Below are 26396 nucleotides of genomic sequence, written 5' to 3'. Positions count from 1 at the left end.
CTTTCGGCGCGGCACCCCGTGGTGCCGCTCGTCCCGGACAGTCCATCGATCGCGCGGTTGCGAGGGAGTCAAGGGATTCTTTTAGCTTTTGATGACACCGCGCGCGGGCAGCGCGAAGGTCACGGTGAGCCCGCCGCCGGGGTTCGCGGCGATGCCGAGCGCCGCGTCGTGCACGTCGGCGACGGCGGCGACGATCGCCAGCCCGAGGCCGTGATGCCGCTGCCCGCCGGCGCGCCCCTCAGACCGCCCGGCCGTACGTCCCGTGCCGCGCACGAAGGGCTCGGTGAGGGAGGCGACGGTGCCTTCCGGCACCACGGGTCCGGTGTTGACCACGCGCACCTCGGCGCCGCCTTCCGGGGCCAGTCCCGTACGCACCTGGAGCGAGCCGCCCGCCACGTTGTGCCGCACCGCGTTCTGGAGGAGATTGGCGACCGCCCGGTGCAGGAGCACGGGATCGCCGACGGCCGCGGCGGGGCGGAGGTCGAGGCCGGCCCGGACGCCCGAGGCGTCGAGTTCGTCGTGCAGGTCGCGCAGCGCGTCCGCCGCGATCCGGGCGAGGTCGAGGCCGTCCCGGCGGACGCCGCGCGCGCCGATCTCGGCGAGGGTCAGCAGCGAGTCGACGGTCTCGATGTTGCGCCGGTTGGTCCGGTAGACGCGCTCGGCGACCTCGCGCAGTTCGGGGTAGCCGACCTCGGGGTCGGGCTCGCGGTCGGCCAGCGCGACCTCCAGCATCGTCTGGTTGGCCGCCAGGGGCGTCCGCAGCTCGTGGGAGGCGTTGGCCGCGAACCTGCGGTGCGCCTGGAAGGAGCTGTCGAGCTTTTCGAGCATGTCGTCGAAGGTGTCCGCGAGGTCGTGCACCTCGTCCCCGGGGCCGCGCATGCCGATGCGGTGGTCGAGCGCGCCCGTCGCGGCGAGCTTCGCGGCCGAGTTGATCGCCGCCAGCGGGCGCAGCACCCGGCCCGCGACGACCCAGCCGATCACCGCGCCGATCACCGCGAGGACGACGAGCACGACGGCCGAGACGATCAGCAGCGTGTTGAGGATGTCGGAGGCGCTGCTCAGGTGCAGGGCCGAGGCCGTGTCGGCGTCACCGTTGGTGGGGCTGACCGGCGACGGGACGACCTTCACCCCCGGCACGGACATGCCCTCCTCCAGTTTCGACGGCAGGATCGCGTACGTCGGCACGTACCGCATGAAGACGTACACGGTGCCCAGCATCAGCGCGCCGGTGGCCGTCAGAAGGGTCGCGTAGGTGAGGGTCAGGCGGGCGCGCATCGTCATCCGCGGGCGCCAGGACAGCATGCCGAGGGGGGACGTCCTGTCGGTCACGGCCGGTCCCGGTCGGTCGCGTCGGGTACGGGGGCGCCGAAGCGGTAGCCGCTGCCGGGGACGGTCTGGATCACCCACGGCTTGCCGAGCTTCTTGCGGAGGTTGGAGATGGTCACGCGGATGGTGTTCGTGAACGGGTCGGCGTTCATGTCCCACGCCTTCTCCAGCAGCCGCTCGGCGCTGAGCACACCGCCGCCGGCCCGCATGAGCAGTTCGAGGACGGCGAATTCCTTGCGGCTGAGCCGTACCTGCCGTCCGTTCCTGCTCACCTCGCGGCGGTACGGGTCGAGGCCGACCCCGGCCGCCTCCAGGGACGGGGGCGCGGCGGGCTGATTGCGCCGCTCCAGGGCGCGCAGCCGCAGGACCAGCTCGGGGAAGTCGAACGGCTTCGCGACGTAGTCGTCCGCCCCCCGCTCGAAGCCGGTGACCTTGTCGTCGAGGGTCCGCGCCGCGGTGAGCATCAGCACGCGGGTACGGGGGTGGTCGGCGACGATCCGCGCGCAGACGTCGTCCCCGTGCGTGCCGGGGACGTCGCGGTCGAGGACGACCACGTCGTAGTCGTTGACCGCGACGTGTTCGAGGGCGGTGTCGCCGTCGTGCACCACGTCGGCCGCGATGCTCTCCCGGCGCAGGCCGGTCTGGATCGCTTCGGCCAGGAACACCTCGTCCTCGACGATGAGCACCCGCATGGCTTCCTCGCTTCCGCCTGTTCCGCTGTTCCGTACGTCCTGGCGCGCTCACGCGTGTCGTGCACGGCACGCGTGCCGCGTACGGCGTGCGTGGGGCGTACGGCGTGCGTGCCGCGTACGGCGTGCGTGGGGGTACGTCGTGGCCGTCGCACCCGTCGCGCCGGATTCAGCTAAACATGGGGGGGATTGCGAAGCCGTAAAGGAATGCGCCGCGGCGGCGCCCCCGGGTGTGCGGGGCGCCGCCGCGGCGCGGTCGGGGGACGAGAGCGTCAGGACGTGGGCGCGGTCAGGTCGTAGACCGTCGTGCCGCCCACGGTCTTGGCCGTGTAGTGGGCCTCGACCCAGGTGGTGATGGCGGACGCGGTACCGCTGCCGCCCATGCCACCGCCGCCGCCCTGGCCGCCGCCGAGGAAGTAGTGGATCTTCCCCTCGGTCACGTACTTCTGGAACTGGGCGAGGGTGGGCGAGGGGTCGCTGCCGTTGAAGCCGCCGATGGACATCACCGGCTTTCCGGTGGCGAGCTGGTAGCTGGCCTGGTTCTGGGAGCCGATCGCGGCGGCGACCCAGGTGTAGTCGCCGGAATCGGCGAGGAGCAGCTTCTTCATGGCGGAGCCGACCTGGGTGCCGTTGAGCAGGCCGCCCATGCCGCCGCCGTTGCCGCCGTTGCCGCCGGGGGCGCCGTCCTGGCCGGTGCGGCCGGTGCCGGGCATGGTCTGGCCGTTCTGGCCGGCCTGACCGTTCTGGCCGCCGCCGAAGGGGCCGCCCTGGCCGGTCTGACCGTTCTGGCCGCCGGGCATGCCCTGACCTTGGCCCTGACCGTTGGTGGGGCCGCCGCCCATGCCGGGCGGCATGCCGCCGCGGCCACCGCCACCGCCGCCGGGACGTCCGCCGCCGCCGAAGCCGCCCATGCCGCCCTGGACGGCGGGCCCCGCGGTCACGATGGAGCCGGAGTGACCGGTGTTCACGGTGTTGAGGGTGTACGCGACGGGCCCGCCGAGCGCCGCGGCGACGCCGACGAACGCGGCGATCACGCCGAGCCGGGCGGCGACCCGTACCCCGGGCATCGCACCCGCGAGCAGCCCCGCGGCGGCGACGAAACCGCCGATCAGGACCGCGCCGCGCAGCCACGGGAGCCAGTCGGAGGAACGGTCGAGGAGTACGTACGACCACACGCCGGTGCCCGCGACGGTCACGGCGAGCACGGCCGCGGCGGCGATGTGGGTGCGCCGGGCCCACAGCAGTGCCGTGCCCATGCCGATGACGGCGGCGATGTAGGGGGCGAGGGCGATGTTGTAGTACTGGTGGAAGATCCCGGACATGAAGCTGAAGGTCGCGAAGGTGATCAGCAGCGCGCCGCCCCACACCAGGAACGCCGCGCGGACGGTGTCGGTGCGCTTGGCGCGCCAGGTCAGCCACAGTCCCGCGGCGAGCAGGACGAAGGCCGCGGGCAGCAGCCAGGCGATCTGGCCGCCCATCTCGGAGTTGAAGAGCCGCCCGATGCCTGTCTCGCCCCACATCCCGCCACCGCCACCGCCACCACCGCGGCCCCCGCCGCCTCCGCCGACGCTGCCGGTCTCGTTGCCGGTGATGCGGCCGAAGCCGTTGTAGCCGAAGGTCAGCGACAGGAAGCTGTTGTCCTGCGAGCCGCCGATGTACGGGCGGGACGACGTCGGCCACAACTCGACGATCGTCACCCACCAGCCGCCGGACACCACCATCGCACCGCCCGCGGCGAGGAGTTGGCCGATACGGCGGCGCGGCGTCGTCGGCGCGCAGACCGCGTAGACCAACGCGAGCGGCGGCACGATCAGCCACGCCTGGAGGGTCTTGGTGAGGAAGGCGAAGCCGAGCGCGACGCCCGCGATCAGCAGCCACTTCGTCCGGGCGTCCTCCAGCGCGCGCAGCACGCCGTAGACGGCGACGACCATCAGCAACGCCAGCAGCGCGTCGGGGTTGTTGAAGCGGAACATCAGCGCCGCGACGGGGGTGAGCGCCAGGACGGCGCCCGCGATCAGGCCCGCGCCCGCGCTGAACCGGCGGCGTACGGCCGCGTACAGCACGCCGACCGTGGCGACGCCCATCAGCGCCTCCGGCACGAGGATCTGCCAGGAGCCGAGGCCGAACAGCCGCACCGACAGGGCCATCGGCCACAGCGCGGCGGGCGGCTTGTCGACGGTGATGGAATTCGCGGCGTCGGAGGAGCCGAAGAAGAACGCCTTCCAGCTCTGGCTCCCGGCCTGGACGGCCGCGGAGTAGAAGGAGTTGGCGTATCCGGCGGCGCTCAGATTCCACAGGTAGAGGACCAGGGTGCCGAGCAGCAGCGCGAAGAACGCGGGGCGCACCCAGGCGGCGTCCTCCGCCCGGCCCCGCCAGGTCCGCCGCGCGAGCCCTCCCCGGTGCCCCGCTGGTCGCGGCGCCGGTTCCGCGACCGGATGCCCGAACACGTCCGTGTCCACTGTGGTGTTGCCCGGCGCGCTCATCGCGCCCTCCTCAAGTCGTCGCGGGGGGAAGGGGTTTCGTGGGCCGGGAGGTCGGCGGACCGGGCCTCGTACGAGACGGGGCCGGCCCCGGTGACCGTCTCACCGTCGCGGAAGGCCGCCGTGACCGTCTCACCGTCGCGGAAGGCCGCGCCGCCGGTCGCGCCCTCGCGGAAGGCCGCACCGCCGGTCGCGCCCTCGCGGAAGGCCGCGCCGCCGGTCGCGCCCTCGGGGAAGACCCACGCCCGGAAGAGCAGGAATCTGAGCACCGTCGCCGCGAGGTTCGCCGCGATCAGGACGGCCAGCTCCGTGCCGTGGTCCGGGTGGGCGGTCGCCGCGTGCAGGGCGGCCAGTGAACCGCTGGTCAGGGCGAGGCCGATGGCGAAGACGACGAGGCCCTGCGCCTGGTGGCGTACGGCCTGGTCGCGCCCGCGTACGCCGAAGGTGAGCCGCCGGTTGGCGGCGGTGTTGCCGAAGGCGGAGAGCAACAGCGCAAGTGCGTTGGCCACTTGGGAGCCGGTGCCGAGCCGGAAGAGCGAGAAGAGCGCCAGGTAGACCAGCGTGCTGAGCGCCCCGACGACGCAGAAGCCGACGAGCTGCCGCGCCAACCCGGCGGGCACGCCGGTGAGTTCGCGGTCGCGCGGGTCGTCCCCGAAGGGCCGCCGCAGCCGGTCGAGCGCCAACTGCCCGGTGGCCAGGGCCCGGCCGACCCGCCACACGCCGCGCAGGTCGTCGGTGGCGGTGCGGACGAGGTCGACGCTGCTGTCCGGGTCGTCGACCCAGTCGACCGGCACCTCGTGGATGCGCAGGCCCGCGCGTTCGGCGAGCACCAGCATCTCGGTGTCGAAGAACCAGCCGGTGTCCTCGACCATCGGCAGCAGCCGCTGGGCGACATCGCCCCTGATGGCCTTGAATCCGCACTGCGCGTCGGAGAAGCGCGCGGCCAGCGAACCGCGCAGTATCAGGTTGTAGGCGCGGGAGATGAACTCCCGCTTCGCGCCGCGCACCACCCGCGAGGAGCGGGCGAGCCGCGAGCCGATCGCCAGGTCGGAGTGGCCGGAGATCAGCGGCGCGACCAGCGGGAGCAGCGCGTTGAGGTCGGTGGACAGATCCACGTCCATGTACGCCAGCACGGGCGCGTCGGAGGCGGACCACACCGTCCTCAACGCCCTTCCGCGGCCCTTCTGTTCGAGCCTGAAGGACTCGACCTCGGGGAGTTCCGCGGCCAGCGCCTTCGCCACCGCGGACGTCAGGTCCGTACTGGCGTTGTCGGCGACGGTGATCCGGAACGGGTAGGGGAAGGTGCCCGACAGATGCGCGTGCAGGCGGCGGACGCAGGGCTCCAGGTCGTTCTCCTCGTTGTACACGGGGATGACGACATCGAGGACCGGGGCCGCCTGGGCACCGGGCCCGGCCGGGTGTTCCGGAGCTGTGCCCGCGGCCGGCAGGTGCTGCCGGGCGGGCAGATTGCCGAGTTGGGTTCGCATGATCCGACCCTCGGCGGGCGCGCTGTCACGACGTTGTGGCGAGCCTGAGCGGCGGCTGTGAGTGTGCGGCGCGCAGCCGGACGGTGAAGACCGTACGCCCGGGCACGCTGTCCACGGACACCTCGCCGCCGTGCGCGGTGACCACCGAGCGCACGATCGCCAGGCCGAGCCCCGTACTGCCGGACCGCGCGGCGGCGGCCGTCCGGGTACGGGAGGCGTCGCCGCGCGCGAACCGCTCGAAGACATGGCGTCGCAGGTCGGCGGGGATGCCGGGGCCGTCGTCCTGGACCTGGAGCAGGACGCCGGGCCCGTCGCGTACGACGCGGGCGGTGACCGTCGTACCGGCCGGGGTGTGGGTGCGGGCGTTGGCCAGCAGATTGGTCAGCACCTGGTGGAGGCGCTGCGCGTCGCCGTGCACGGTCGCCGGGTCGTCGGGCAGGTCGAGCCGCCAGACGTGGTCGCGGCCCGCCGCGCGGGCGTCGCTGACCGCGTCCACGACCAGCGGGGACAGGTCGGTCTCGGCGAAGCTGAGCGGGCGGCCCGCGTCCAGTCTGGCCAGCAGCAGCAGATCCTCGACGAGGGTCGTCATCCGTCCGGCCTCGGACTCGATCCGGCCGAGCGCGTGCCGGGTGTCGGGGCCGACGGGTTCCCTTCCCCGGCGGGTGAGTTCGGCGTAGCCGCGGATCGAGGCCAGTGGCGTCCGCAGCTCGTGGCTGGCGTCCGCGACGAACTGCCTGACCCGTGTCTCGCTCTCCTGCCGCGCGTGCAGGGCCGAACCCACGTGCCCCAGCATGCGGTTGAGCGCCGCGCCGACCTGGCCGACCTCGGTCCGCGGGTCGGTGTCGGAGTCGGGGACGCGTTCGTGCAGCGCCACCTCGCCGCTGTGCAGCGGGAGTTCGGACACGCGGGTGGCGGTCGCGGCGACCCGGCGCAGTGGTTGCAGGGCGATCCGCATCAGCGCCGCGCCCGCGAGGCCCGCCGCGACGAGACCGGCGGCGGCGACCGAGAACTCCACCCAGATCAGGGTGTTGAGGGTGTCCTCGATCCCGCTGGTGGACAGGCCGACCAGTACGGTGCTGCCGTCCGAGGACTGCTGCGCCGACGCGACGCGGTACGTGCCGAGGCCGGGGACGCTGAGGGTGTGGGCCTGGCCGTCCCTCGGTACGGAGGCGAAGGCGGCGGTCTGCCGCGCGGTGAGCGGATCCGCTTCGAGCAGGCCGCCGCCGGACGGTGTCGCGCTGACCGCGGCCCGCGTGACCGTGCCGTTCGCGCCGACGATCGCCCCGACGGTCTCGCCGGGCTGGCCGCCGCCCGCCAGGAATCCGAACGGCCGCTCGGTGAGCGGACTCTGCGGGAGCCGTGCCGCCCGGTTGGCCTCCGGGCCGTCCCCGGGGCCGCCGTGCGGCCCCGCCGCCCGTACCGCCACGTCCTGCACCTTGCCGTCGAGCTGCCCGTACAGGAAGTCGTGCAGCGCGAATATGGTGACCGCGCCGATGACCGCGCACACGACGGCGACGAGCGCCACGCAGGACGCGACGAGCCTGCGGCGCAGGGACCAGGGGCGGGACCAGGGGCGCTTGCGGGTACGGGAGTTGGGCTTCGGGTCGGCGCGCGGAGTGGGGGGCGGGGAGGCGTGGGGCATCGTCTCGGCTTCCGGGGTCGTCAGGCGGCGGGCTCGCCGGGCTTGATCAGGTAGCCCGCGCCGCGCCGGGTGTGGATCATCGGCGCGCGGCCGGCGTCGAGCTTGCGGCGCAGGTAACTGATGTACAGCTCCACGACGTTGGCCTGACCGCCGAAGTCGTACGACCACACGCGGTCGAGGATCTGCGCCTTGCTCAGCACCCGGCGCGGATTGCGCATCAGGTACCGCAGCAGCTCGAACTCGGTCGCGGTGAGGTGGACGTTGTCGCCGCCGCGGCTGACCTCGTGGCTGTCCTCGTTCAGTACGAGGTCGCCGACGACCAGCAGCGACTCGTTGCGTACGGCGGCGGCGCCCGAGCGGCGCAGCAGGCCGCGGAGCCTGGCCACCACCTCCTCCAGGCTGAACGGCTTGGTGACGTAGTCGTCGCCGCCCGCGGTGAGCCCGGCGATCCGGTCCTCGACCGCGTCCTTCGCGGTCAGGAACAGCACAGGGACGTCCGGGGTGTCGCGGCGCAGCTTCGCCAGCACCTCCAGGCCGTCCATGTCCGGCAGCATCACGTCGAGCACGACCGCGTCGGGCCGGGTCTCGCGGGCCGCCCGCAGCGCGCCCGCGCCGTCGGCCTCGGTGCGTACCTGCCAGCCCTCGTAGCGCAGCGCCATCGACAGCAGGTCGGCGAGCGGCGCCTCGTCGTCGACGACGAGGACGCGCACCGGCGAGCCGTCGGGGCGCGCGAGGTCGGTGGCGGTGGCGGTGGTGGCCGCGTGCGCGGTCGCGGGGGCTGCGGTGGCGGTGCTCATCGATGTGGAAGGCATGGTGTTCACCCTGTGCGCGCGCTATGAGAGGAGCCTTGGCCGATTCTGTGAATCGTCTGAGAATCGCGGTGAGGGTTGTTTGCGGCGGTGCGCACGGCGGTGCGTACGCAGTTGCGCACGGCGGGCCGTACGGCGGTGTGTACGGAGTTGCGCACGGCGGTGTGTACGGCGGCGGGTGCCGCGCGGGACCGGGTGCCGACTCCGGCGCGGAGAACGATCAAGGGGTGAACGATCAGGGGGTGAACGGTCGGAGGTGGACGGTTCGGCGGTCGTTCTGGGCATCTTCCTGGGCACTTTTCGTCATCGGCGGCCGATATGCGATGCGCGGGCCGAAAGGTTGGTGCGGGCGGCGTACGTTCGGTCCATGGGAGGTGGCATGGCGGGCGGCGGGGGTGGCCGCGGTGACCCCGTGGGCGCGGAGCGCGACCGGTCGGTCGCGGCAGGCGGCCATGACGGGAGCGGGGCCGGGTGTACGTCGGTGGCCGAGGCGATACCGCGGGCGGTCGCGGTCGACCGTATGGGCCCCGGTGACCACGCCTGCCTCGGAATCCACGGCGACGACGACCGGTGGGCGGTGCGCGCCGCCTTCACCGTCGCGGGCCTCGCCCTCGGTGAGCGCGTCATGATCTTCACCGGCGGGGACACCGCCGGTCCTGACGCCCTCGCCCATCTCTCCGCGCACGGCGTCCCCGCCGAACGCTGCGCGCGCACCGGGCAGTTGGCGCTCTCCTCCGAAGCCCCCGGCTACGACCCCGCGTCCGGCGCCTTCGACCCGGCGGCCCGTACGGCCTTCTGGGCGGCGGGCACCAGCACCGCGCGGCGGCGCGGCTTCACCGGCATGCGGGTGGTCGGCGACATGACGTGGGCCGCCGCCGCGCACTCCGGCCTCCCCGAGTCCGAACTCTCTTCCTACGAAGCGGAGTTGACGCCCTTCTCGGCCAGGACCGGCTTCACCGCGATCTGCGAGTACGACCACGGCGCCGTCCCGGCGCCCCTGCTCTCACGTATCGCCGCCCTGCACCCGCTCGCCGTCCTGCCCTCCCTCGACACCCTCCACGCCGACCGCACCGGCTCCTGCCTCCGCCTCACCGGCACCGCCGACCTCGCCACCCGCCTCCACTTCGACCTCGCCCTCCGCGCCGCCTTCACCAGCGACCCCCCGCCCGCCCTCCTCGACCTCACCCCGCTCTCCTTCCTCGACGCCCACTGCGCAGGCACCACCCTCCGCCTCCCCCGGGGCACGACGGTGCGCTGCACCCCGTCGCAACACCGCATGCTCCGCGTCTGCGGCGCGGCCGAGGCAGAAGGGGTCACCTTCCAGGTGGAGGATCCTCCGGCGCGGGGTCGGTGAAGAGCGCCGGGTCGTAGGGCTGGGTGCCCTCGTCCGGGGTCCAGAGGGCGGCGAGGGGCATCAGGTCGGTGATGCGGGCGCTCCGGACGCCGTCCGGGGTGGGCAGGAGGACGCGGATGGACGGGTGGTAGTCGAAGAGGATCTGGCGGTCGCGGCCGCACGGGCCGACGGGGCCGCGGCCGAGGTTCCCGACGGCCACGACGGTGGTCAACTGCCGCGCCCCGCAGGCTCGGGCGCAGCCGAGGGCGACGAGTTCGGCGCAGGGCCCGCCGGTGAAGTGGTAGAGGTTGATGCCGCCGTGCATGCGTCCGTCCGCGTCACGGACGGCGGCGCCCATGGTGTGGACGCCGCCGTCGCCGTCGGTGTTCTCGTCGACGATGGCGCGGGCGTACGCGATGAGTTCGTGGTCGGCGGGGGTCAGTTCCCGACTGGGGATCGTCAGCACGGGCCGGATGCTACGGACCCGGGCGGGCGGGGCGCGAGGGCTTTACGGGTGGTGCGCGGCGCGCCGGGGCCGGGCGCCGAGGCGGTGGGCGATCGTCCGGGCGGCGTCCGGGGCGAGGCCGGGGAGGCAGGAGAGGCCGGGGGGCAGGAGAGGCGGGTCAACGAGGCCACGAGGGCGCCGGGTTCGACTCCGCCACTGAGGATCCCCTCGCCCGCCGCGACGGCCCGCGCCCGCGCCGTAACGGTTCGGGCGGGAGGCCGAGTTGGGCGTGGAAGCGGGTCCACAGGCGCTCGCGGCTCCAGCCGACCCCGGCGGCGAGGTGGTCGACACGGACGAGGCCGAGGCTGCGGCTGCGTCTGCGGCTGCGGCTGCGTCGCCGCCGCAGACCGCGGCTCAGCTCCTCCCGTTCACCACGGCGCGGTCCACGTAGCGGCGGGAGAGGCCGGAGGCGCCGAGGCCGCCGTGGCCACGGGAGACGCCACCGGGGCGGGAGCGGGCGGGCCGACCTTCGTGAGGTGGGCGTAGACGACGATGTTGGCGCTGTAGCTGGTGGCCCGGGAGTAGGTGCCGGCGCAGGTGATCAGGCGGAGTTCGGGGCGGGTGGCCTGCCGGTAGACCTTCTCGCTGGGGAAGTCGCTCTTCTCGTACTGCTCGACGGCGTCGACGGTGAAGACGGCGGTGCGGCCGTCCTGGCGCCGCACGGTGAGGGTGTTCTGCTTGTGGAGCTGGCCGATGCGGTAGAAGACGGCGGGGCCGCTGTGGGTGTCGAGGTGTCCGACGACGACCGCGGTGCCGGTGCTGCCGGGCGTGGGGCCGTTCCGGTACCACCCGGCGAGGTTCTTGTCGTCCGGCGGCGGGGGTTGCAGGGTGTGGTCCTTGTCCGTGGTGAGACCGGTCATCGGCGCGTCGACGCCGATCTCGGGGATCGTGATGCGGGTGGGCGGCGACGGCGGCAGCGGATCCACCGCGGGGGCCGGAACGGCCGGTGCGACGGGGCCGGAGAAGGCGTCGGCGGCCGAGGGCCTGGGCGGGGTGAGTCCGGTGCCGGAGGCGCTGTCGACCACGAGGAAGCCGCCCACGGCCATGCCTGCCAGGAGCAGTGCGAGGCCCGCCTGGCGGCGGCGGTCGACGGCGCGGGGGTGCTGCATGCGGGGCGGGCCTTTCTCGAAGTCTGCGTCCGTCCGCCTCTGGCCGGGGCCCAGCGATCAGCGCCTGACGCCTGGCGCTTAGCACCTGACGCCTGGTGCCTGGTGCCTGGTGCCTGGTGCCGAACGAGCTGCGGACGTATGACGCCCCCTGCGGTCGCGCGCTCCGCTTCGAGCGGGGTGCGCGGCCACAAGGGGCGGAGGTGGAACCGAGGTCAGCCCTCGACGGAACGGCGGCGCATCATCACGACGCCACCGGCGGCCGCGACGGCGAGCACAGCCGCGCCCGCGGTCATCTCGGTGCCGCTGATCCCGCCCGCCAGGCCGCCGGAACCGGCGTGCACCGGACCGGTGACGCTCGCGCACGCGTCCCGCTCGCCGACCTGCGCCTGCTCCAGGATCTCCTCGGCCGTGGCGATCTGCTTACGGATCTCCGGCGTCTTGTTCGGCAGCTTCTCCAGCCGGTCGAGCTCCTTCTGCGCTTCATGGGTCTTGACCTGGGCCTGCTCACAGATCTCCGAGTGGGGACCCGTCTCGGCGGACGCCATCGGGGCGGAGAGCGCCAGAGCGCCGCCGCTGAGGGCAATGCTGGAGATGGCGAGAGCGGCGAGAGCACGAGCGGAACGCATGGGACTCCTTCGCGAGGGCACGCCCTCGGACCCTGATGGCCCGAGAAGGGGGACGTACGTGCCCAACGAAGTCATAGATACGAATAATGTGACTTATTCACACACCTTCACACCATTTTTGCCCCGTTCAGACCACATCCCCCGGCGCGTCGCTCACCCCCCGCCGCCCCCGACTGTGCTTACCCCTCTTCACATCTGCCGGACCGTCACCTCACACCGCCACGCGAACGCCACGGCCGACACGAGACCAGACCGTCGACCAGCACCGCATCCCCGGCTGCGACGGCGTGTGGCACCAGGAAGGGGTGTGTGAGGCGACCTTCGCCGACATCACCACGCCGGGCGCGACGCTCGTCGTCAACGTCAGTTCCGAGGAGGACCGGACCACGCACCTGGTGATCTGGGAGGGCAACGACGGCCGCGACCTGCTGCGGACCACCAACCGCGCCGACGCCGTCGCGTTCGCCACCAACCTGCGGGAGCTGGCCGACGCGGTCGAGCGCGGTGCCGCGCTCCTCGCCTTGGACGCCGCCCGGCGCATCGTCCCGGCCGGCCGCCGCCTCGACGCCGTCCGGGCGGGTGAGCCGTCATGAGACACATCGTCCTCGGTGCCCTGCTCGGCCTGGCGCCGGCGTTCCCGCACCTGGCCGCCGGGCAAGGCGCCGACCCCGCCGCCACGGCCGCCCGCTGGGTGGCCTGCCAGCCCGTCCTGTGGGCGTTGGTCGCCGGGCTGCTGGCCCGGCCGCGAATCACTGGTCATTCGATCCGGAGGACGAAGTGAACGCAGCCCGATCCGCCGCCCGATCCGCCGCCCGCCGCGCCGCCCGCCGCTCGCGCCAGGGCAGCACCAGCCTGACGACAAGCACCGCCACCACCGGCACCGGCACGGTGACCCAGAGCGCGTGCCGCGACTGCGGCCAGGTGGCGTTGCCCCACAGCATCGGCACCAGCGCCCCCGCGGCCAGCACCACCCCGGTGACCAACGCCCACTTGATCGCGCTCAGCGGCGACCCGTCCCCCCGCTTTTCCATGGCTGTCACCGTAGCGGGCCTTTCCGACCCCCCTCGGAGCACCCCATGAGCGTCCGGTACGGAGCGGGGGGTGATGTTCGCCGCCGCCGAGGTGGCGCTGTTCTCCATGGCGCTGATGGCCCGGCAAAACCTGGGCGCCCTCGGGGTGCCGGGTACGCCAGGGGTGCTGGTGTGGGTGGTGACCGGGGGGAGCTGCGGGAGCGGCTGCTGTCCCAGTTCGGCCTGGCCCAGCGGGGGCGGGACGCGGCGCAGATCACCCGTGACCGGTGGACGCGGATTGCCACCCGCAGGGCCGCGCGGCGTCGATCCGCGTACTCAAGGACCGCTACGGCGTCGGCCAGCTCCGAGCCACCCGAATCCAGAGCGACCTGCAAGCGAGGATGTCGTGAGCCTCGATCCGAAGCACCATCAGTACGCCAACCCGGTGCCCAGCTTCGAGGTCCGCCCGCTGGCCGCCCGGTGCCCGGAAACCTCCGTGTCGGCGTGGGCGGGCCACTCGGATCTGTCGTTCACGAAGCGGACTTACGTGCACCCTGACCCTCAGTCACTGCGGGCCGGTTCGGAGAAGCCTGCCGAGCTGTTGCGCTGACGCAAGATCATTCGGCGATTGTGAGAAATTACGACAGAAGCCCCGCACCCCCGAAGGGGCACAGGGCCTCTGATCTGCTGTGCACTCGGCAGGATTCGAACCTGCAACCTTCTGATCCGTAGTCAGATGCTCTATCCGTTGAGCTACGAGTGCGAGCGCTTCGCGGGGTTTTGGGCCGGTCGGCGTTGCGGGAACAACATTACATGAGGTGTGGCGGGAGGTGAAATCCATAACCGGGAGGCGGGGTGACCTGCGGGAATGGGGTGGGGCCGGGGGGTGGAACGGAAGGAGCCCCGCCGTCGGTGGAGGACGGGCGGGGCTCCGGGGTGGTGGCGGAGGCGGAGGGATTTGAACCCTCGATGGACGGTAAAGCCCAAACCGCATTAGCAGTGTGTTATCCCTCGCCCAGCGCAGACGACCGCCGACCGCCGCAGACGCTTAGGTCCAGGTCAGAGCAGGTTCGCCATCCGGTCCCGACCCTCGCCGACCAAGCGCGGCCGTGCCTCTTGGTGCCATCGGCGTGCCATCGGCGAGGGCAGAAACCGCAGGTCACCGCCAGGGCCGCGAGGCTATTCCAAGTCGCTGCGGTGTCCCTGCCCGAGGCGGTCGAAGCGGGTGATGGTGGCCGGCTTCCAGGCCGGGGAACGGCCGAACATCTTGTCCTCGGGCGGCAGCTCGCCGCGCTTACGGGAGCGGTACGTACGGACTGTCTCGGGGGTGACTCCGAGGTAGTCGGCGACCTCGGTCACCGTCCAGTAATCGGCTTCGGGGTCTGGCATGGCTCACCTCGTTGTCGGTGCGCACCTGGACCTGCCTGCGTGCGGGCCGCGCTCGGACGCCCTGGAACTTTGCCCCTTCGACATGGACAAGGTAGGGGGCACTCCGGGGGATCGAGAGCCAGGCCGTGCGGGTCAGTCGGTGGGATTGTCTGCCGCCGGGGCCGACCACGGGCCTGCCGCCGGCCGATCGGGGAGCTTGGCGCCGGGGCGGCGCATGTACCAGCGCATGAACTCGCGGATGACGCGGGCTCGGGGACTACGTCCTACCGGGTGGACGGCCCGCGTCGCAGCTTCGAACGGCTCCCATTCGTCGTCGGGAGCACGGAAGCGGCGAGGGGTGTCGTAGTCGGTATCTGGCTCGGGCGTCATGCCGCGAGGGTAACCGCTTGTAGCCACAGCGAGCAAGACGCCAGTCTCACTCTTGTGGCTACGAAAAAGTTCGCCGAACCTCTTGTTTTGTGGCTACAAGAGCCGTAGTTTGTAGCCACAAGCAAGGCGGCCCCGCCCGGTGTCTCACCACCGAACAGGGCCTTCGGACCACCTGAGTAAGCAGGAGACCCGCATGAAGAAGCTTCTCACCCGCCGGGACCGCAGGGCCAGCGCCCGCACCCGCCGCTCGATCCTCCGGACCCGCGCCGCCGGCAACCGCCTGGCCGCCTCGGTCCGCCGCCAGCCCCGTTCGCTGGCCACCCACCTGATCGCGTCCGGCGTCGACCGGACCACCGCCTCCGGCGTGGCGACCGCCCTCCGCACGGTGGCGAAGCGGATCGGCATCGAGCCGACCGAGGTCGCCCGCACCCGCCGCACCCTCGCCGGCGGCCGGTCCCACCAGACGCGCACCGTGCACCACTTCACCCGCGGGCAGGTCGTCCAGCTCGCCGCCGCGTACAAGCCGCGCAAGGCCGAGTACCGCGCCGCCGCCGCGCTACTGGCCGCGTAGCCCTCGCCTCACCCGACCCTCAGCAGCAAGACGGCCCGCGGCCGGAGTTCGCACCTCCGGCCGGGGCCTGTGATCCACCACCTGAAACCACCAGGAGCGAACCGTGTCCGACACCGTACAGACCCTGCGCCCCCTGCCCGCCAACAGCCTCACCTTCTCGGCCACCGGCCACACCAACCCCGAGCAGCTGCTCGGCCTCCTCACCGACGCCGACGCCCGGCGCGGCAGCACCGGCCTGGCCTACCTCGCCGAGCACACTCGCGCCGCCGACCTCATCCCCACCTCCGCCGGACCGAACCACGGCAAGCTGCCGTACGCCGTCCGTACCGCCCCGGCCACGCCTTCGGAGCTGGTCGCCAGCGCCACCTCGGTGGTCACGCAGGCTGTGACGGCCTCGCTCGCCAGGCTCAAGACCAACCCGAACGACGTGTCCAAGCAGCTGCACCGGTCCATCGACAACGCCCAGGGCTGGCACCTGGCCGAGGTCGGCGGTCAGGAGGAGACGGAGGCGTACGCAAGTTCCCGGTTCTCCAGCGCGGTCGACGCCATGGCGGACGCCTTGGGTGCAACCGAGAACCAGGACGTTATGGCCCGCGGGTTGCGGACCGCCCTGGACATGGTCATCAGCGAGAAGGACCAGCCCATCACCCGCGCCGAGGTCGAGATCGCGGACCTCAGCGAAGGGACCGCCGCGCTCTACAAGCAGTACGGCGACACCCTGAAGGTCGCGCTCCCGCCCGTGCACGACCTCGACCAGGTCAAGACGGCGATCTCCCTCTTCGTCAGCCCGGAAGCTGCGGCGCTGATCACCCCGCCGTGCTTCGCCGGAGACGCGCCCCTCGGCTCCGACCACCCGGACGCGAAGGCCGAGGCCATCGAGATGGCCATCCTCGCGGCCGATGCCAAGGGCCCGGTCCTCAGCTTCCTCGCCACGGCGTGGGCGGAGGCCCGCCGGTCCCGCCCGGCCGACGTCCGAGACCTCGCGGACGCCATCGACCACAACCTCAAGGCCACGGCCGCACTCCCCACCCGGCAGCAGCTCGCGTACGTCCCCCCGACCGACGCCGAGCAGGCCGCGGCCATCACCCTCGGAGGTGAGCGCGGTGCGCGCGGCGCGATCCTCGAGGCGTACCTGTTCGCCCCGGAGTGGGAGGGCAACCCGGACGGCCCGATGTGCCTGTCCGTGTACTCCGAGCCGTCCGCCGACGACGACCTCGACCTCGACGGCGCGAACAAGCTCATCGCGGATCTGGAGGCGCTGCTCCCCAAGCTCCGCGTCATGCGCGACGTCCTCGCCGAGCAGGACAAGCAGGCGCAGGCATGAGCGACCGTCCCGACCCTCTGGAGTCCGCGCTGCGGTCCGCCTGGGACCAGGGCGAGCCCGTTGACGACGCCCCGTTGACCCTCGCGGTCAACGTGACCGACCCCGACGCACCCGCGCCCTACGCGCTCACCTCCGACGACAACGCCGGGAAGGACACCCGAGACGGCAACCAGCCGCCGACGGGCGCGTCCACCTTGTCCAGCGACGTCCTCGACCTGCTCGCCGCGATCCGCGACGCCCTCGACGTGCCCTACCCCAGGGGCGACGACGCCCACGACGGCCTGTTCCTCGTCATGCGCCGGGCCGCGGTCATCTGCGGCGCCCTGGACGTCGTCCTCGACGGCACCGCAACGCCCGGGTGCGCGGTCGCCCCGATCCGCTCCGGCATCGCCCGCACCCCGGTCACCTACACCCCGGTTCCCGAAGAGTCCGACACGGACGGCGGCGACCAGTGACCGCGCCCCGCACCGTCACGGTTCCCACCAGCGACCACGGCGACGTCACCATCCCCGAGCCCGCATGGTGCATCGGCATCGGCCACGACGTCCCGAACCTCCGGGCGGAGATCGCCCACCAGGGCGAACCGTTCGACATCACCGTCAACACCGCCCGCGGCCCCCGTCGCCTGCTCGAACTCATGCTGTGGCAGGACCCGTTCCCGAGCCCGGCCAGCCCGCACGGCGCGACGGTCTACCAGGTCGCCCGCCTCCTGGACGGCGACCACTTCGGGTACGACTTCGCTGGGCTGGAGGGCCTGGTGACGGACCTCTTGGAGGCCGCCGGCACCGTACGGCGGATCGCCGCCTGCCTCCGCATCGAGTACGCCCTCGGCGGTGGCCGGTGAAGCACATCGTTCTCGGTGTCCTGCTGGGCCTGTGCGGGGCGTTCCCTCACCTGGCGCAGCAGGGCGCCGCCCCGCTCGGCACGGCCGCCCTGTGGGCCACGGCGCAGCCCGTCGTGTGGCTGCTGCTGGCCGCCGCGGTTGCCCGTCCCCGGCATGTCCGCCGACTCTTCCGGAGCCTCCGATGAACGTCACCCTGATCTCCGACTGGCTGCGCGCTCCGGTGCACGCAGTGCCCGTACTCGCCGTACTCGCGGGTGTACTCGCGTTCGCCGCGACCCGGGTACGGCGTACCCGGGGCCGTACCCCGGCCGCCGTTGTCGTGGCCGCCCTCGGGGCGCTGCTGTGCACCGCGTACAGCGGTGACACGTCGTGGAACTTCGCCCGCGATCACCTCGGGATGAACAGCGCCGGGGAACGCTCCATCATGTTCGCCGCGGCCGAGCTGGGCCTGTTCTCGATGGCGCTGATGGCCCGGCAGAACCTCCGCGCCACCGGCGCCCCGGGTACGCCCGGTGTGCTGGTGTGGGTGATCACCGGGGTACAGGTCGTCCCCGCGTTCTCCGAGTCGGGCATCGTCGGCGGGTTCGTCCGCGCGTTCGTCGGCCCGGTGCTGGCCGCCCTGCTGTGGCACCTGGCCATGGGCATCGAGCTGCGGCACGCCAAGCCGGACGCGGCCTCGCAGTCGCTGCCTGCTGTGCTGGTCAGGGAGCTGCGGGAGCGGCTGCTGTCCCGCTTCGGCCTGGCGCAGCGCGGGAGGGACGCCGCGCAGATCACCCGCGACCGGTGGACGCGCATTGCCACCCGCCGGGCGGCGCACCTGGCCGACCTGGAGGCGGCAACGGGTACGCGGGTGGGACGGTTGGCCCGTGCCCGGCGGCGCCTGGCGTTGGCCGTGGACCGCACGGACGCGGGTGTACTCGAAGCGCAGCGGGCCGTACTCCTGGACCGCATCGCCGCGTACCGGGGTGCCGCGCAGCTGGCCTCGATGGCGCTTCCCGCCCCGTGGGCCAGTCGTGGGGATGCGCCCACGACTGCCGCCGAGCCGGAGCCTGCGGCGGCGCCGCTGGAGCGGGTACCCGAGCCGGTCGTACCCGTACCCGAAGCCCCGCCGGCCATCGAGCCGCCTGCACCCGAGGCTGTACCCGAAGGCGTACCCGAGCCTGCCGACGACGGAGCCCTGACGACCGAGCAGCAGTTCCGGCAGCGGTTCGGCGACGACGTCTTCGAGTCGCTGTTCGCCGGAGAGAAGGCCGCAGCCGAGCCGGACGACGACTCCCCGCCCCCGCCCGGCGAGGACACCCTCACCGCGCAGGCCCGCCGCGACTTCCTCGCCGACCTGATGGAGGGCACCACCCCGTCCATCCGCTCGCTGCGCACCCGCTACGGCATCGGCCAGGACCGCGCCACCCGCATCCAGACCGAACTGAAGAAGGCCCTGGTATGACCGACATCCGCAAGGCGTCCGAGGACGCTGTTGAGGCGGCGAAGCAGGGTGAGCAGTTCGCCCTGATGCTGGCCGCCATACAGGCCGCGCAGGTAATCCAGGCGCAGCAGCAGCCCGCGCCGGCTCCGGTGGTGCAGCAGCGGCAGAGCGACGTCGGGAAGTGGCTGGCGATCGGCGCGGGCGCGTCGGTGTTCATGCTGACCGTCGCCCTGGCCGCTGTCGCTATCGCCATCGCCGCGGCGTCCCTGGCGCTGGTCGCCCTGGTCATCTACGCCATCTGGCGCGACATCCGGAAGGGGCCGAAGTGATCCAGATCCGACCCGACGACCCGGCGCTCACGGCCGGGGAGGCCGCGGACATCGCGCGGATCGTCGCCCTGGCCGCCCTCCGCGGTGGTGTCCTCACCGACCGCCAGAAGGACCGCATCGACCGCATCGCCGCCAAGGTCCGCGCACGCCGCGACCAGGCCAAATAGCTGAACTCCCGGGGCGGCCGTCCACCGCCAAGCAGACCGGCCGCCCCGGGCCCCAGGCCACTCCGAAGAGAGCAGGACGAACAGCATGACTGACACGATCGCCTCGGCGGTAGAAGCCCCGCCCGTACCCGACCAGTTGGTGACCGAGCCTGCCGCGCCGCCGGCCGACGAGCCCGACGAGCAGACCGCGCCCGTACCCGCCGACAACCCGAAGCTTCCCGGGACCGGGGTGTTCCGGGAGAAGCGGAAGCCGATCCTGCCCGGGTGGCTCAGCAGTACCAAGGACTTCCGTGCGAACACCGTCCTGGTCAGCTCCCGCGCCTGGTACGCCACTCGTTACCACGGGCTGCGCACCCCCTGGTACACCGTGCGCCTCACCACCATGGCGCCGCGCGGTGCCGCCCGGCTGCTCGCCGAGGGCCGCCGCTGGGTGTGGGACGCCGAGGCCGCTCCGCTGCGGTCCGCCGCGGTACGCGACGAGGACCACGACGAGTACATGCGCCTGGCCAAGCTCCGCGGCGACCGGGTACGGCTCCGCGGCCTGCTCGCCGTCGTCGCCCTGACCTGCGGTATCGGCCTGGCCATCACCCTGTACGTCCTCGGCGACACCTGGCTGTACCTCGCCGGCGCGGTTGCCGTGCTCGCCCTCGGGTACGCCGGCCAGGCCGTCGACTCGCCCGTCATCGGCCCGGCCGTGATGCGCACCGAGGTCCAGAAGCTCACCGGTCCGCTCGTGCTCCGCGCCCTGGACGCCATCGGCAACGCCAAGATCAGCGCGGCCATCAAGCGCGGCGGGGACATGAACGGGCTGCGCTTCACCTCCGAGATCACCCGGGACGGCCCCGGCTACCGCGCCGACCTCGACCTGCCGTGGGGTGTCGTCGCCGACGACATCATGGAGGAGCGCAAGGCCCTCGCGTCCGGACTGCGGCGCAAGCTCGGGTGCGTGTGGCCCGGCCCTGGCGATGAGCACGAGGGCAGCCTGGTCTTGTGGGTCGGCGACAAGCCGATGAACGAGACGACCAAGCCCGCCTGGCCGCTGCTGAAGGAGGGACAGGTCGATCTGTTCCGCCCGATCGTGTTCGGCAACGACCAGCGCATGCGGGACATGACCGTGACGCTGATGTTCGCGTCCGTCGTGATCGGCAGCATCCCCCGCATGGGCAAGACCTTCCTGCTGCGCCTGCTGCTGCTCATCGCCGCCCTCGACCCCCGGGCCGAGGTGTGGGGATTCGACCTCAAGGGCACCGGCGACCTCGGCGCCCTCGAACCCGTCGCGCACCGGTACCGGGCCGGGGAAGACGCTGAGGACATCGAGTACATCGTGCAGTCCCTGCGCGAGCTGAAGGCCGAGCTGCGCCGCCGGGCGAAGGTCATCAAGTCCCTGCCGAGGTCGGTGTGCCCGGAGTCCAAGGTGACCCCGGCCCTGGCAGGCGACAAGGCGCTCGGCCTGCACCCGATCGTGCTCGGGGTCGATGAGTGCCAGGTGCTGTTCGAGGACCCGGAGCACGGCGCGGAGATCGAGTCCATCTGTGTCGACGTCACCAAGCGCGGGCCGGCGCTGGGCATCGCCGGGATCTTCGCCACCCAGCGCCCCGACGCCAAGTCCCTGCCGCCCGGCATCTCCGCGAACGCCGTTCTGCGGTTCTGCCTGAAGGTGATGAACCACCAGGCCAACGACATGGTGCTGGGTACCGGCGCCTACAAGTCGGGCATCAAGGCCACCATGTTCTCCCGCTCCGACCGCGGCATCTGCTGGATGTCCGGCGAGGGTGACGACCCGGTCATCGCGTCGTCGGCATTCGTAGACGCCGTGGGCGCGGAGAGCGTCGTGGAGCGGGCCCGCGTCATGCGGGAGGAGTACGGCAACATCACTGGCCACGCCGCCGGCCTCGGCCCGTCCGCAGCCCCGGGGATGGACCTCCTGGGCGACATCCTCAAGGTGGTGGCGGCCGACGAGGAGAAGGTGTGGAACGAGCGGGTCGCGACCCGCCTCGCGCAGCTGCGCCCGGACGTCTACGCCGGGTGGGAGGCGGCGAACGTGACGACCGCGCTGAAGCCGTGGGGCGTCACCGCCGCCGACGTGTGGGGCACCACCGACGACGGCAAGGGCACCACCCGCCGGGGTATCCAGCGGGCCGATGTGGTGGCCGCGATCTCCCGCCGGGACGCCGACCGCAAGGCCGCGTGAGCCCCGCTAGACCTAGCACCCGTCCCCGCTAGGTCTAGCACCTCCGCTAGCAGCACATGGGGCCGCTGACCTGGTACCTAGCGTCTAGCAGCGGCCCCGCCCCAACCCCCGAATCAGCCCGAACCCGGGAGATCCCCTGTGCTCGTCCTCGCTAGCCTCGCCGCCGTGCTGCTGGCCGCCGCGGTGTACGCCGTCGTCTGCGCCGCAGCCCCGTTCCGTCCCTCCGGCCGGCTCCGCCTGGGCCGCCGCGCCCTCAACGCCTGGCGCCACACCAACGACCGCGGCACACGCTGACGCACGTACGAACAGCGCCCCGTCTGACCGTGCCGGGCAGGGCGCACCCGCACATGGGCACGGCGCGCGAAGCACGGCAAGCAGTTCACGACCAAGAACTCTCCGACGATCCTGTAGGCGCCCTCCGGACGGGGATAGCCCGTCCGGCCGACCTGTGGCTGCGCAGCAGCGCCAGGCCGCCCACTCTGGAGCTATGGGCGTTCAAACCGTCGTCGTGGCATTCGGAACGGCGAATGTAATTGTGACTGGCGCGGCGACCGCCCTCACAGCGTGGTGGGTCCAAAGACGCCAGGACGGGCGTTGGCTGCGTGAACAGCGACAGGAGGCGTATGTGTCGCTGCTAGCCGCCATGGATGCTCACGACATGGCTAGTGAGGCTTGGCGGCGTGGCCGCGACGACGATCCCGAACGCGGTCTGCTTGACGCTGTCACTGCGACCCGGGCAGATGTTCGTCGCGCGCGGCGGCACATTGCCATCCTCGGGCCGGAGGCCGTGCAGGCAAGCGTGCTGGAGATCACCGAACAGCTGAACCAGCTGAGTCTTGGCTCGCAACCCGCTTGGTCGAGTGGCCACCCAGCTGCCGAGGCCCTGGCTACCGCTGAGGACGGCTTCTTGAAGAAGGCCGAAGTCGTGATTGTCGGCGACCCGAAGGTCAAGCGCTGCTGGCGGCTACCGGGCCATAAGAAGGACTAATTTCAACTGCGGCCGTGGTCTGCGTCCTAGCAGGCTCAGCAGCAGGGCGCGAAACGACCCTGTGTCCCCTGCCATACGTCGTCTGTACAGAGTGGGGAGGCCCGCACCGGGGAAGCCTGGGGGGCTTATCCGGTGCGGGCCCGTCTACTGCCGTACGGCTGGTGAGGGGGTGCCGTACCGCACGGCAGCGGGCCGCGAGCGGCAGTTGCCGTCCCGCCCACGGCCCGGTCTAGTGGCCTGGCTCCCGGGCGTCCACGTAATCCCGCCACAGGGCTCCGGCGCGGTCACACCGGAAGGTGGTCCGCCGGCACTGCGGGCACCTGGGCTTGTGGTCGAGGTACGCCTGGTAGGCGGTCCGCGCTCGGCCCTCGGCCATGACGGCGGCCACGGAGATCGGCTTCGGCCCCGTCCCGGTGTCGAGCCACACCCCGCCGGGCCCGCTCACCCGTTGCTCCGGCGGACGGGCGCCGGCTGGCAGTACCGCTTGTGGATCAGCACATCGGGTGCCGCAGCGGTGCCCTGGTCAACCTGGACGAGCACGCCCTGCCCGGCCGGTACGGGTTCCTGGCAGCGCACGCACGTGCCCGCTGGAGTCCGGGTGGCGGTGCTCATGAGGTCCGCTCCATGGCCCGCTCGATGGCATCGGCCACCTTCTCGGCGCCGTCCACGGTGAGCGTCCCCAGGCGCACATACGCCCGGCGCTGCATGTCGGTGACGGGGAGGATCTGCCGCACTTGGTCGTCGGCCAGGCCGAGCTCGGCGAACAGGTGACGGAGTCGGGTAACGGTGTCGTGGGCGCGGCGCTGCTCGGCCGTGGTGGCGTACGCGGGTTCCTGCACGGGCACCCCCTGGTGTCGTTACCAGGACCGTAGGACGCAACATTGCTGCACTATCGAGAGGTTGCTCCGAATTGCTCGCAGGGCTGCGGCAGGTGCACGGGGTTGCTCACGCGGTGTCGAGGGCAGCACGTGCACGGGCGATCAGGAAGTGTGCGGTTCGCCCGTATGCCGCGGCGGCGTCGAGGCGTTCCCAGGCTTTCCCGTACAGGGCGATGTCCGCCGGATCATCGAGCCACATCTCCGCGTTCAGCGTCTCCACGATGACCAGGCGCTCGTCATAGATCCAGAACCCGTGGCGCGGGGTGATCGTCAGGGCGGCCTCGAAGGGCACGACGCCGAGCTGCACGGTGTCCAGGCCGATCAGCCCGGCCATGCGGTCCAGTTGCGCCGCGAGGACGTCAGGCGGGCACACGCGGGCCCGCAGCGCCCCCTCCCACACCAGGGCCCGGAACTCCCGGCCGGGCTCGTACAAGCTGGCCTGGCGCTTCATGCGCGCCCGCACCGCTTCCTCGGTGTCGCGCGGAGTCTGCCGCAGGTCCGCATTGTGGGTGAGGACGTGCCGGGCGTAGTCCGCGGTCTGGAAGATCCCCGGGATCACGGTGGCCTCATAGGCGCGGATCACCCGGCTGTTCAGGTGCTCAGCGGCTGCGATCTCCTGGCGGGCCCGGTGCCCGGTGGCCAGTTGGCGGCGCCACGACCGGTAGGTGACCTCCAGCCCGGTCAGCCGGCCTTTCAGTTCGGCGAGCTTCGCGGGCCGGCCGACCGCCTGCGCCCACGCGGCGAGGTCATCGGGCTTCGGGGTCTGCTTGCCGTTCTCCAGCTTCGAGACCTTCGAGGGCAGCCACCCGCACCGCCCGGCCAGCTCCCGGCCGGACAGCCCGGCGTCGACGCGCAGCTCCCGCAGCCGCACGCCGAGCGCCACCCGGGCCTGCTGGAAATCGGTGCTCACATGCTGGAAGGTACCCGCGCCGCGAACTCCGCCGAGTTGATTGCGCCAGACCAGGCCGCGGCCCAGATGCGCCGTGCTGCGGCAACAGTGGCGTGGTCGTCGCGGACCTCGACGCCGAGGGTGTTGTCGTCGCCGTCGAAGACGATACGGACGACGATCAGGTTGTCGAACAGCCAGAAGTCCTCAGCGGGCAGGCCCATGCGATCGGCCGCCGCGCGCGGCAGGTGGCGGATCTCCTCCCCCGCCTCGACGTTCCCGCGCCCGCTGGCCATGAGGAAGCGCTGTCCTTCGGTGGGTGGTGAGTCCACGGTCCGTACGCGCTCGAACCGTTTGCCCTGCCCGGTCTGCGCGCGGACGTTGGCGTGCCAGGGGTGGCCCGGGTTGTAGCCGAGGTCGCCGCCGACCTTCCACAGCTCCCACTTCGGGGTGCCGATGTCGACGGCGTACCCGCGGCGGGACTCCAACCGCCGGGCGGTCTGCTCGAAGTCGGTGAACAGGTGGGCGATGTCCGAGAACGGCACCAGGTCGGGCACGCCGGCTACTCCTTCGGGGCGAAGCGCGTCAGCAGCTCGCGCGGAACGATGACGAAGCCCTCGTGCGGGGCGACGTCCCGGAGCTGGGCCACGTCCTCGGGATCGGTGACGGTGTCACCCTGGACAAGAATCTCTCCGGTATCGAGGTCTTCGTACAGGGTCGGGCAGTTGCCGTCGTCGGACGTGGTGCCGATCATGCGCAGCCGGCGGGCCATAGCGGTCCCCTCTCGGTTCGGTCGTGCCGATGCCCGCACGGTATTTGCGCAACCGCAGGACGCGACAGAGTGCCTTTAATCCTGCCCGCGTTACGGCTACCCGTGACAGGACGCATAGATCTTCATCGCAAGCTGCGGCAGAGGCGCAAGCGCCCTCAATAGGTTGGGCAGATGTCCTTGCGCGCTGCGGCAATGAGCCGGTCAGCCTGTTCCGGTGTTGCGGTCCAGTCGGCGGTGGTGAGCCTGGTGGTCACGACCTCCGTCTGAGCTTGGGCCGGGGTCTTGAGTGCTACGGCTTGGCAGGCGTCGAGGCCGCCGAGGATGAGGCTGCCGTCGCTGTACATCTCGGTATCGGCGAGCTCTGGATCGATGCTCCTCACGGCCGAGAGGTAAGCGGCGGCGTGGGCGCCGGTCGGCGTGGGCGGGATGCTGGCGCTGGGTCCGACGCTAGCGAGGATGTCTTCGGAGAGCGCGGTGTCGATCGGGTCCGGCTGGTCGTCATTGCTGGACGAGCAGGCGGTCAGAGCAAGGAGCGCAGCGGCGATCAGGGGTGCGACGTAGCGGCTCACAGCTTGCCCCCGGCCTGGTCGTATTCCTTGGCCTGGGTGAGCGTGAGGATGTGCGAGATCCGCAGGACGGTGCTGCCGTGGACGAAGTCGTACTCCGACAGGGCGGGCAGTCCCTGGGTGACCTTCTGGATGTAGTCGGCGCGGGCCTGGGCATCCTTGTGGTTGACGAAGACCTCGATGCCGCCGCCGCGGGTGACGTCGTCCTTCTCCAGGCCGTCGACGTCGGCTGCCTTGATGCGGCTGTCCGCGAATTTCAGGGCGGACGTGTACTGGTGGGGCCGGCCCATGAGGTGGTTGCCGTCGTTGGTTTCAGTGACGACGGCGGTCAGGCTGGTGGTGGTGACCGCGGCGTGGATGGTGCGGTACACGGCGTTGGCGTCAGTGTCCTGCTGAGCCTTGACGGTCGCGACCGTGCTGCCGGTGCTGCTGGCGGCGCTGGCCTTGTCGCTGCTGCTTTCATCCCCTCCGCAGGCTGCGAGCGTGAGGGCGAGCGTTGTAGCGGCGAGCAGGCCAGCGGTGGTGCGGTGATTCATGGTCCCCCCTGGTGCGGTGTTGGGGGGATCGTGGCAGGTGAGGCGGATGGCCCGGGAGGGCGTGACAGAGTTGTGACAGATGATCGTTTCTGACCGTTTGCGATCACCTCGATCGTCTTTGTCACGGCACTGCAACGGCTCCTCGCG

Annotated in this window: 33 protein-coding genes and 1 tRNA gene; 15 read left to right on the top strand and 19 right to left on the bottom strand. The window is 72.0% G+C overall.

Translation table 11 applies throughout. The features are described from left to right. Positions 1-81: 81 nt before the first annotated feature. The 6 genes from ACFZAM_RS03105 to ACFZAM_RS03080 form a co-directional block, all read right to left on the bottom strand. Positions 82-1329 carry an ATP-binding protein gene (locus tag ACFZAM_RS03105; protein ID WP_391042291.1) on the bottom strand — a complete coding sequence of 416 codons (1248 nt, stop codon included), beginning with the start codon at positions 1327-1329 and terminating at the stop codon, positions 82-84. Further along, the gene (locus ACFZAM_RS03100; RefSeq protein ID WP_355336540.1) at positions 1326-2018 is read right to left on the bottom strand and encodes a response regulator transcription factor; all 693 of its coding nucleotides are present in this window, start codon (positions 2016-2018) and stop codon (positions 1326-1328) included. The genes ACFZAM_RS03105 and ACFZAM_RS03100 overlap by 4 nt, the downstream gene beginning before the upstream one ends. Before the next feature lie 269 nt (positions 2019-2287). Next, complete coding sequence (locus tag ACFZAM_RS03095) at positions 2288-4498, bottom strand: glycosyltransferase family 39 protein (RefSeq protein WP_391042288.1); 2211 nt, start codon at positions 4496-4498, stop codon at positions 2288-2290. Beyond that, on the bottom strand, positions 4495-5982 hold the full coding sequence (locus ACFZAM_RS03090) for a glycosyltransferase (RefSeq protein ID WP_391042287.1): 1488 nt from the start codon (positions 5980-5982) through the stop codon (positions 4495-4497). Before ACFZAM_RS03090 ends, ACFZAM_RS03095 begins: the two co-directional genes overlap by 4 nt. Positions 5983-6007: 25 nt before the next feature. After that, positions 6008-7624 (bottom strand): ATP-binding protein, encoded by a 1617-nt coding sequence (locus ACFZAM_RS03085; RefSeq protein ID WP_391042285.1) that lies wholly within the window; start codon positions 7622-7624, stop codon positions 6008-6010. Positions 7625-7644: 20 nt separating this feature from the next. Beyond that, on the bottom strand, positions 7645-8421 hold the full coding sequence (locus ACFZAM_RS03080) for a response regulator transcription factor (protein ID WP_355336754.1): 777 nt from the start codon (positions 8419-8421) through the stop codon (positions 7645-7647). Between the two features lie 379 nt (positions 8422-8800). Here ACFZAM_RS03080 and ACFZAM_RS03075 point away from each other — a divergent pair, with 379 nt between their 5' ends. Further along, positions 8801-9787, top strand: a complete 987-nt coding sequence (locus ACFZAM_RS03075; protein WP_391042283.1) for an MEDS domain-containing protein — start codon at positions 8801-8803, stop codon at positions 9785-9787. Here ACFZAM_RS03075 and ACFZAM_RS03070 read toward each other — a convergent pair. From ACFZAM_RS03070 to ACFZAM_RS03060, 3 genes are all read right to left on the bottom strand, one after another. Further along, positions 9747-10232: a cytidine deaminase gene (locus tag ACFZAM_RS03070; RefSeq protein ID WP_391042281.1), complete on the bottom strand. Its 486-nt coding sequence runs from the start codon at positions 10230-10232 to the stop codon at positions 9747-9749. The two genes, ACFZAM_RS03075 and ACFZAM_RS03070, sit on opposite strands and share 41 nt — an antisense overlap. A 407-nt stretch (positions 10233-10639) precedes the next feature. After that, a complete protein-coding gene (locus tag ACFZAM_RS03065) occupies positions 10640-11380 on the bottom strand; it encodes a class F sortase (protein ID WP_391042279.1) in 741 nt (246 codons plus the stop codon). Between the two features lie 212 nt (positions 11381-11592). Continuing rightward, on the bottom strand, positions 11593-12006 hold the full coding sequence (locus tag ACFZAM_RS03060; protein ID WP_355336547.1) for a hypothetical protein: 414 nt from the start codon (positions 12004-12006) through the stop codon (positions 11593-11595). Positions 12007-12311: 305 nt separating this feature from the next. Here ACFZAM_RS03060 and ACFZAM_RS03055 point away from each other — a divergent pair, with 305 nt between their 5' ends. Beyond that, complete coding sequence (locus tag ACFZAM_RS03055; RefSeq protein WP_391042277.1) at positions 12312-12599, top strand: hypothetical protein; 288 nt, start codon at positions 12312-12314, stop codon at positions 12597-12599. Further along, a complete protein-coding gene (locus ACFZAM_RS03050; protein ID WP_391042276.1) occupies positions 12596-12787 on the top strand; it encodes a hypothetical protein in 192 nt (63 codons plus the stop codon). The genes ACFZAM_RS03055 and ACFZAM_RS03050 overlap by 4 nt, the downstream gene beginning before the upstream one ends. Here ACFZAM_RS03050 and ACFZAM_RS03045 read toward each other — a convergent pair. Continuing rightward, positions 12756-13037, bottom strand: coding sequence for a hypothetical protein (locus tag ACFZAM_RS03045; protein ID WP_355336548.1), 282 nt, complete (start codon positions 13035-13037; stop codon positions 12756-12758). The genes ACFZAM_RS03050 and ACFZAM_RS03045 overlap by 32 nt on opposite strands. A gap of 385 nt (positions 13038-13422) precedes the next feature. Here ACFZAM_RS03045 and ACFZAM_RS03040 point away from each other — a divergent pair, with 385 nt between their 5' ends. After that, a complete protein-coding gene (locus ACFZAM_RS03040; RefSeq protein ID WP_391042274.1) occupies positions 13423-13626 on the top strand; it encodes a hypothetical protein in 204 nt (67 codons plus the stop codon). A gap of 80 nt (positions 13627-13706) precedes the next feature. Here ACFZAM_RS03040 and ACFZAM_RS03035 read toward each other — a convergent pair. Then, positions 13707-13779, bottom strand: a tRNA-Arg gene (locus tag ACFZAM_RS03035). A gap of 416 nt (positions 13780-14195) precedes the next feature. Continuing rightward, on the bottom strand, positions 14196-14405 hold the full coding sequence (locus ACFZAM_RS03030) for a helix-turn-helix domain-containing protein (RefSeq protein ID WP_391042272.1): 210 nt from the start codon (positions 14403-14405) through the stop codon (positions 14196-14198). A gap of 562 nt (positions 14406-14967) precedes the next feature. On the opposite strand from ACFZAM_RS03030, the gene ACFZAM_RS03025 reads away from it, so the two are divergent. From ACFZAM_RS03025 to ACFZAM_RS02975, 11 genes are all read left to right on the top strand, one after another. Further along, positions 14968-15345, top strand: coding sequence for a hypothetical protein (locus ACFZAM_RS03025; RefSeq protein WP_391042270.1), 378 nt, complete (start codon positions 14968-14970; stop codon positions 15343-15345). A 103-nt stretch (positions 15346-15448) separates the two neighbouring features. Beyond that, positions 15449-16669 carry a hypothetical protein gene (locus ACFZAM_RS03020; RefSeq protein ID WP_391042268.1) on the top strand — a complete coding sequence of 407 codons (1221 nt, stop codon included), beginning with the start codon at positions 15449-15451 and terminating at the stop codon, positions 16667-16669. Then, positions 16666-17124, top strand: coding sequence for a hypothetical protein (locus ACFZAM_RS03015; protein ID WP_391042266.1), 459 nt, complete (start codon positions 16666-16668; stop codon positions 17122-17124). Before ACFZAM_RS03020 ends, ACFZAM_RS03015 begins: the two co-directional genes overlap by 4 nt. Then, on the top strand, positions 17121-17513 hold the full coding sequence (locus tag ACFZAM_RS03010; protein WP_391042264.1) for a DUF6907 domain-containing protein: 393 nt from the start codon (positions 17121-17123) through the stop codon (positions 17511-17513). Before ACFZAM_RS03015 ends, ACFZAM_RS03010 begins: the two co-directional genes overlap by 4 nt. Then, positions 17510-17698: a hypothetical protein gene (locus tag ACFZAM_RS03005; protein ID WP_391042262.1), complete on the top strand. Its 189-nt coding sequence runs from the start codon at positions 17510-17512 to the stop codon at positions 17696-17698. The genes ACFZAM_RS03010 and ACFZAM_RS03005 overlap by 4 nt, the downstream gene beginning before the upstream one ends. Beyond that, entirely contained in the window at positions 17695-18957 is a 1263-nt protein-coding gene (locus ACFZAM_RS03000; protein WP_391042260.1) for a hypothetical protein, read from the top strand. Before ACFZAM_RS03005 ends, ACFZAM_RS03000 begins: the two co-directional genes overlap by 4 nt. After that, the gene (locus tag ACFZAM_RS02995; protein ID WP_391042258.1) at positions 18954-19265 is read left to right on the top strand and encodes a hypothetical protein; all 312 of its coding nucleotides are present in this window, start codon (positions 18954-18956) and stop codon (positions 19263-19265) included. Before ACFZAM_RS03000 ends, ACFZAM_RS02995 begins: the two co-directional genes overlap by 4 nt. Next, entirely contained in the window at positions 19262-19432 is a 171-nt protein-coding gene (locus ACFZAM_RS02990; RefSeq protein ID WP_391042257.1) for a hypothetical protein, read from the top strand. The genes ACFZAM_RS02995 and ACFZAM_RS02990 overlap by 4 nt, the downstream gene beginning before the upstream one ends. Positions 19433-19517: 85 nt before the next feature. Next, positions 19518-21623 (top strand): cell division protein FtsK, encoded by a 2106-nt coding sequence (locus tag ACFZAM_RS02985; protein ID WP_391042255.1) that lies wholly within the window; start codon positions 19518-19520, stop codon positions 21621-21623. Positions 21624-21761: 138 nt separating this feature from the next. After that, a complete protein-coding gene (locus ACFZAM_RS02980) occupies positions 21762-21917 on the top strand; it encodes a hypothetical protein (RefSeq protein WP_391042253.1) in 156 nt (51 codons plus the stop codon). A gap of 331 nt (positions 21918-22248) precedes the next feature. Beyond that, on the top strand, positions 22249-22611 hold the full coding sequence (locus ACFZAM_RS02975) for a hypothetical protein (protein ID WP_391042251.1): 363 nt from the start codon (positions 22249-22251) through the stop codon (positions 22609-22611). Positions 22612-23052: 441 nt separating this feature from the next. Here ACFZAM_RS02975 and ACFZAM_RS02970 read toward each other — a convergent pair whose 3' ends face one another. From ACFZAM_RS02970 to ACFZAM_RS02940, 7 genes are all read right to left on the bottom strand, one after another. Beyond that, entirely contained in the window at positions 23053-23223 is a 171-nt protein-coding gene (locus ACFZAM_RS02970) for a hypothetical protein (RefSeq protein ID WP_391042250.1), read from the bottom strand. Beyond that, positions 23220-23450: a hypothetical protein gene (locus ACFZAM_RS02965; protein ID WP_391042248.1), complete on the bottom strand. Its 231-nt coding sequence runs from the start codon at positions 23448-23450 to the stop codon at positions 23220-23222. Before ACFZAM_RS02965 ends, ACFZAM_RS02970 begins: the two co-directional genes overlap by 4 nt. Before the next feature lie 106 nt (positions 23451-23556). Beyond that, positions 23557-24399: a Scr1 family TA system antitoxin-like transcriptional regulator gene (locus ACFZAM_RS02960; protein WP_391042247.1), complete on the bottom strand. Its 843-nt coding sequence runs from the start codon at positions 24397-24399 to the stop codon at positions 23557-23559. Beyond that, positions 24396-24932 (bottom strand): DUF6879 family protein, encoded by a 537-nt coding sequence (locus ACFZAM_RS02955; protein ID WP_391042245.1) that lies wholly within the window; start codon positions 24930-24932, stop codon positions 24396-24398. Before ACFZAM_RS02955 ends, ACFZAM_RS02960 begins: the two co-directional genes overlap by 4 nt. A 5-nt stretch (positions 24933-24937) precedes the next feature. After that, positions 24938-25147 (bottom strand): hypothetical protein, encoded by a 210-nt coding sequence (locus ACFZAM_RS02950; RefSeq protein WP_391042243.1) that lies wholly within the window; start codon positions 25145-25147, stop codon positions 24938-24940. 155 nt (positions 25148-25302) lie between these two features. Continuing rightward, entirely contained in the window at positions 25303-25716 is a 414-nt protein-coding gene (locus tag ACFZAM_RS02945) for a hypothetical protein (RefSeq protein ID WP_391042241.1), read from the bottom strand. Further along, positions 25713-26249, bottom strand: a complete 537-nt coding sequence (locus tag ACFZAM_RS02940) for a hypothetical protein (protein WP_391042239.1) — start codon at positions 26247-26249, stop codon at positions 25713-25715. Before ACFZAM_RS02940 ends, ACFZAM_RS02945 begins: the two co-directional genes overlap by 4 nt. Between the last annotated feature and the right edge of the window lie 147 nt (positions 26250-26396).

The sequence above is a fragment of the Streptomyces sp. NPDC008079 genome (assembly GCF_042957385.1).
In the GTDB taxonomy this organism is placed as follows: Bacteria; Actinomycetota; Actinomycetes; order Streptomycetales; family Streptomycetaceae; genus Actinacidiphila.
The sequence above is the reverse complement of the archived record's forward strand: the minus strand, read 5'-3'. Positions and strand labels throughout refer to the sequence as shown.

What these genes read in the sequence shown, in the direction of transcription:
- ACFZAM_RS03075 (WP_391042283.1), top strand. Translation starts at nt 8,801, where the DNA reads ATGGGAGGTGGCATGGCGGGCGGCGGGGGTGGCCGCGGTGACCCCGTG.
- ACFZAM_RS03045 (WP_355336548.1), bottom strand. Translation starts at nt 13,037, where the DNA reads ATGGAAAAGCGGGGGGACGGGTCGCCGCTGAGCGCGATCAAGTGGGCG.
- ACFZAM_RS02995 (WP_391042258.1), top strand. Translation starts at nt 18,954, where the DNA reads ATGACCGACATCCGCAAGGCGTCCGAGGACGCTGTTGAGGCGGCGAAG.
- ACFZAM_RS03090 (WP_391042287.1), bottom strand. Translation starts at nt 5,982, where the DNA reads ATGCGAACCCAACTCGGCAATCTGCCCGCCCGGCAGCACCTGCCGGCC.
- ACFZAM_RS02970 (WP_391042250.1), bottom strand. Translation starts at nt 23,223, where the DNA reads ATGAGCACCGCCACCCGGACTCCAGCGGGCACGTGCGTGCGCTGCCAG.
- ACFZAM_RS03050 (WP_391042276.1), top strand. Translation starts at nt 12,596, where the DNA reads ATGAGACACATCGTCCTCGGTGCCCTGCTCGGCCTGGCGCCGGCGTTC.
- ACFZAM_RS03085 (WP_391042285.1), bottom strand. Translation starts at nt 7,624, where the DNA reads ATGCCCCACGCCTCCCCGCCCCCCACTCCGCGCGCCGACCCGAAGCCC.
- ACFZAM_RS02940 (WP_391042239.1), bottom strand. Translation starts at nt 26,249, where the DNA reads ATGAATCACCGCACCACCGCTGGCCTGCTCGCCGCTACAACGCTCGCC.
- ACFZAM_RS03015 (WP_391042266.1), top strand. Translation starts at nt 16,666, where the DNA reads ATGAGCGACCGTCCCGACCCTCTGGAGTCCGCGCTGCGGTCCGCCTGG.
- ACFZAM_RS03030 (WP_391042272.1), bottom strand. Translation starts at nt 14,405, where the DNA reads ATGCCAGACCCCGAAGCCGATTACTGGACGGTGACCGAGGTCGCCGAC.
- ACFZAM_RS03000 (WP_391042260.1), top strand. Translation starts at nt 17,695, where the DNA reads ATGAACGTCACCCTGATCTCCGACTGGCTGCGCGCTCCGGTGCACGCA.
- ACFZAM_RS03095 (WP_391042288.1), bottom strand. Translation starts at nt 4,498, where the DNA reads ATGAGCGCGCCGGGCAACACCACAGTGGACACGGACGTGTTCGGGCAT.
- ACFZAM_RS03065 (WP_391042279.1), bottom strand. Translation starts at nt 11,380, where the DNA reads ATGCAGCACCCCCGCGCCGTCGACCGCCGCCGCCAGGCGGGCCTCGCA.
- ACFZAM_RS02985 (WP_391042255.1), top strand. Translation starts at nt 19,518, where the DNA reads ATGACTGACACGATCGCCTCGGCGGTAGAAGCCCCGCCCGTACCCGAC.
- ACFZAM_RS03100 (WP_355336540.1), bottom strand. Translation starts at nt 2,018, where the DNA reads ATGCGGGTGCTCATCGTCGAGGACGAGGTGTTCCTGGCCGAAGCGATC.
- ACFZAM_RS03060 (WP_355336547.1), bottom strand. Translation starts at nt 12,006, where the DNA reads ATGCGTTCCGCTCGTGCTCTCGCCGCTCTCGCCATCTCCAGCATTGCC.
- ACFZAM_RS02950 (WP_391042243.1), bottom strand. Translation starts at nt 25,147, where the DNA reads ATGGCCCGCCGGCTGCGCATGATCGGCACCACGTCCGACGACGGCAAC.
- ACFZAM_RS03080 (WP_355336754.1), bottom strand. Translation starts at nt 8,421, where the DNA reads ATGAGCACCGCCACCGCAGCCCCCGCGACCGCGCACGCGGCCACCACC.
- ACFZAM_RS03025 (WP_391042270.1), top strand. Translation starts at nt 14,968, where the DNA reads ATGAAGAAGCTTCTCACCCGCCGGGACCGCAGGGCCAGCGCCCGCACC.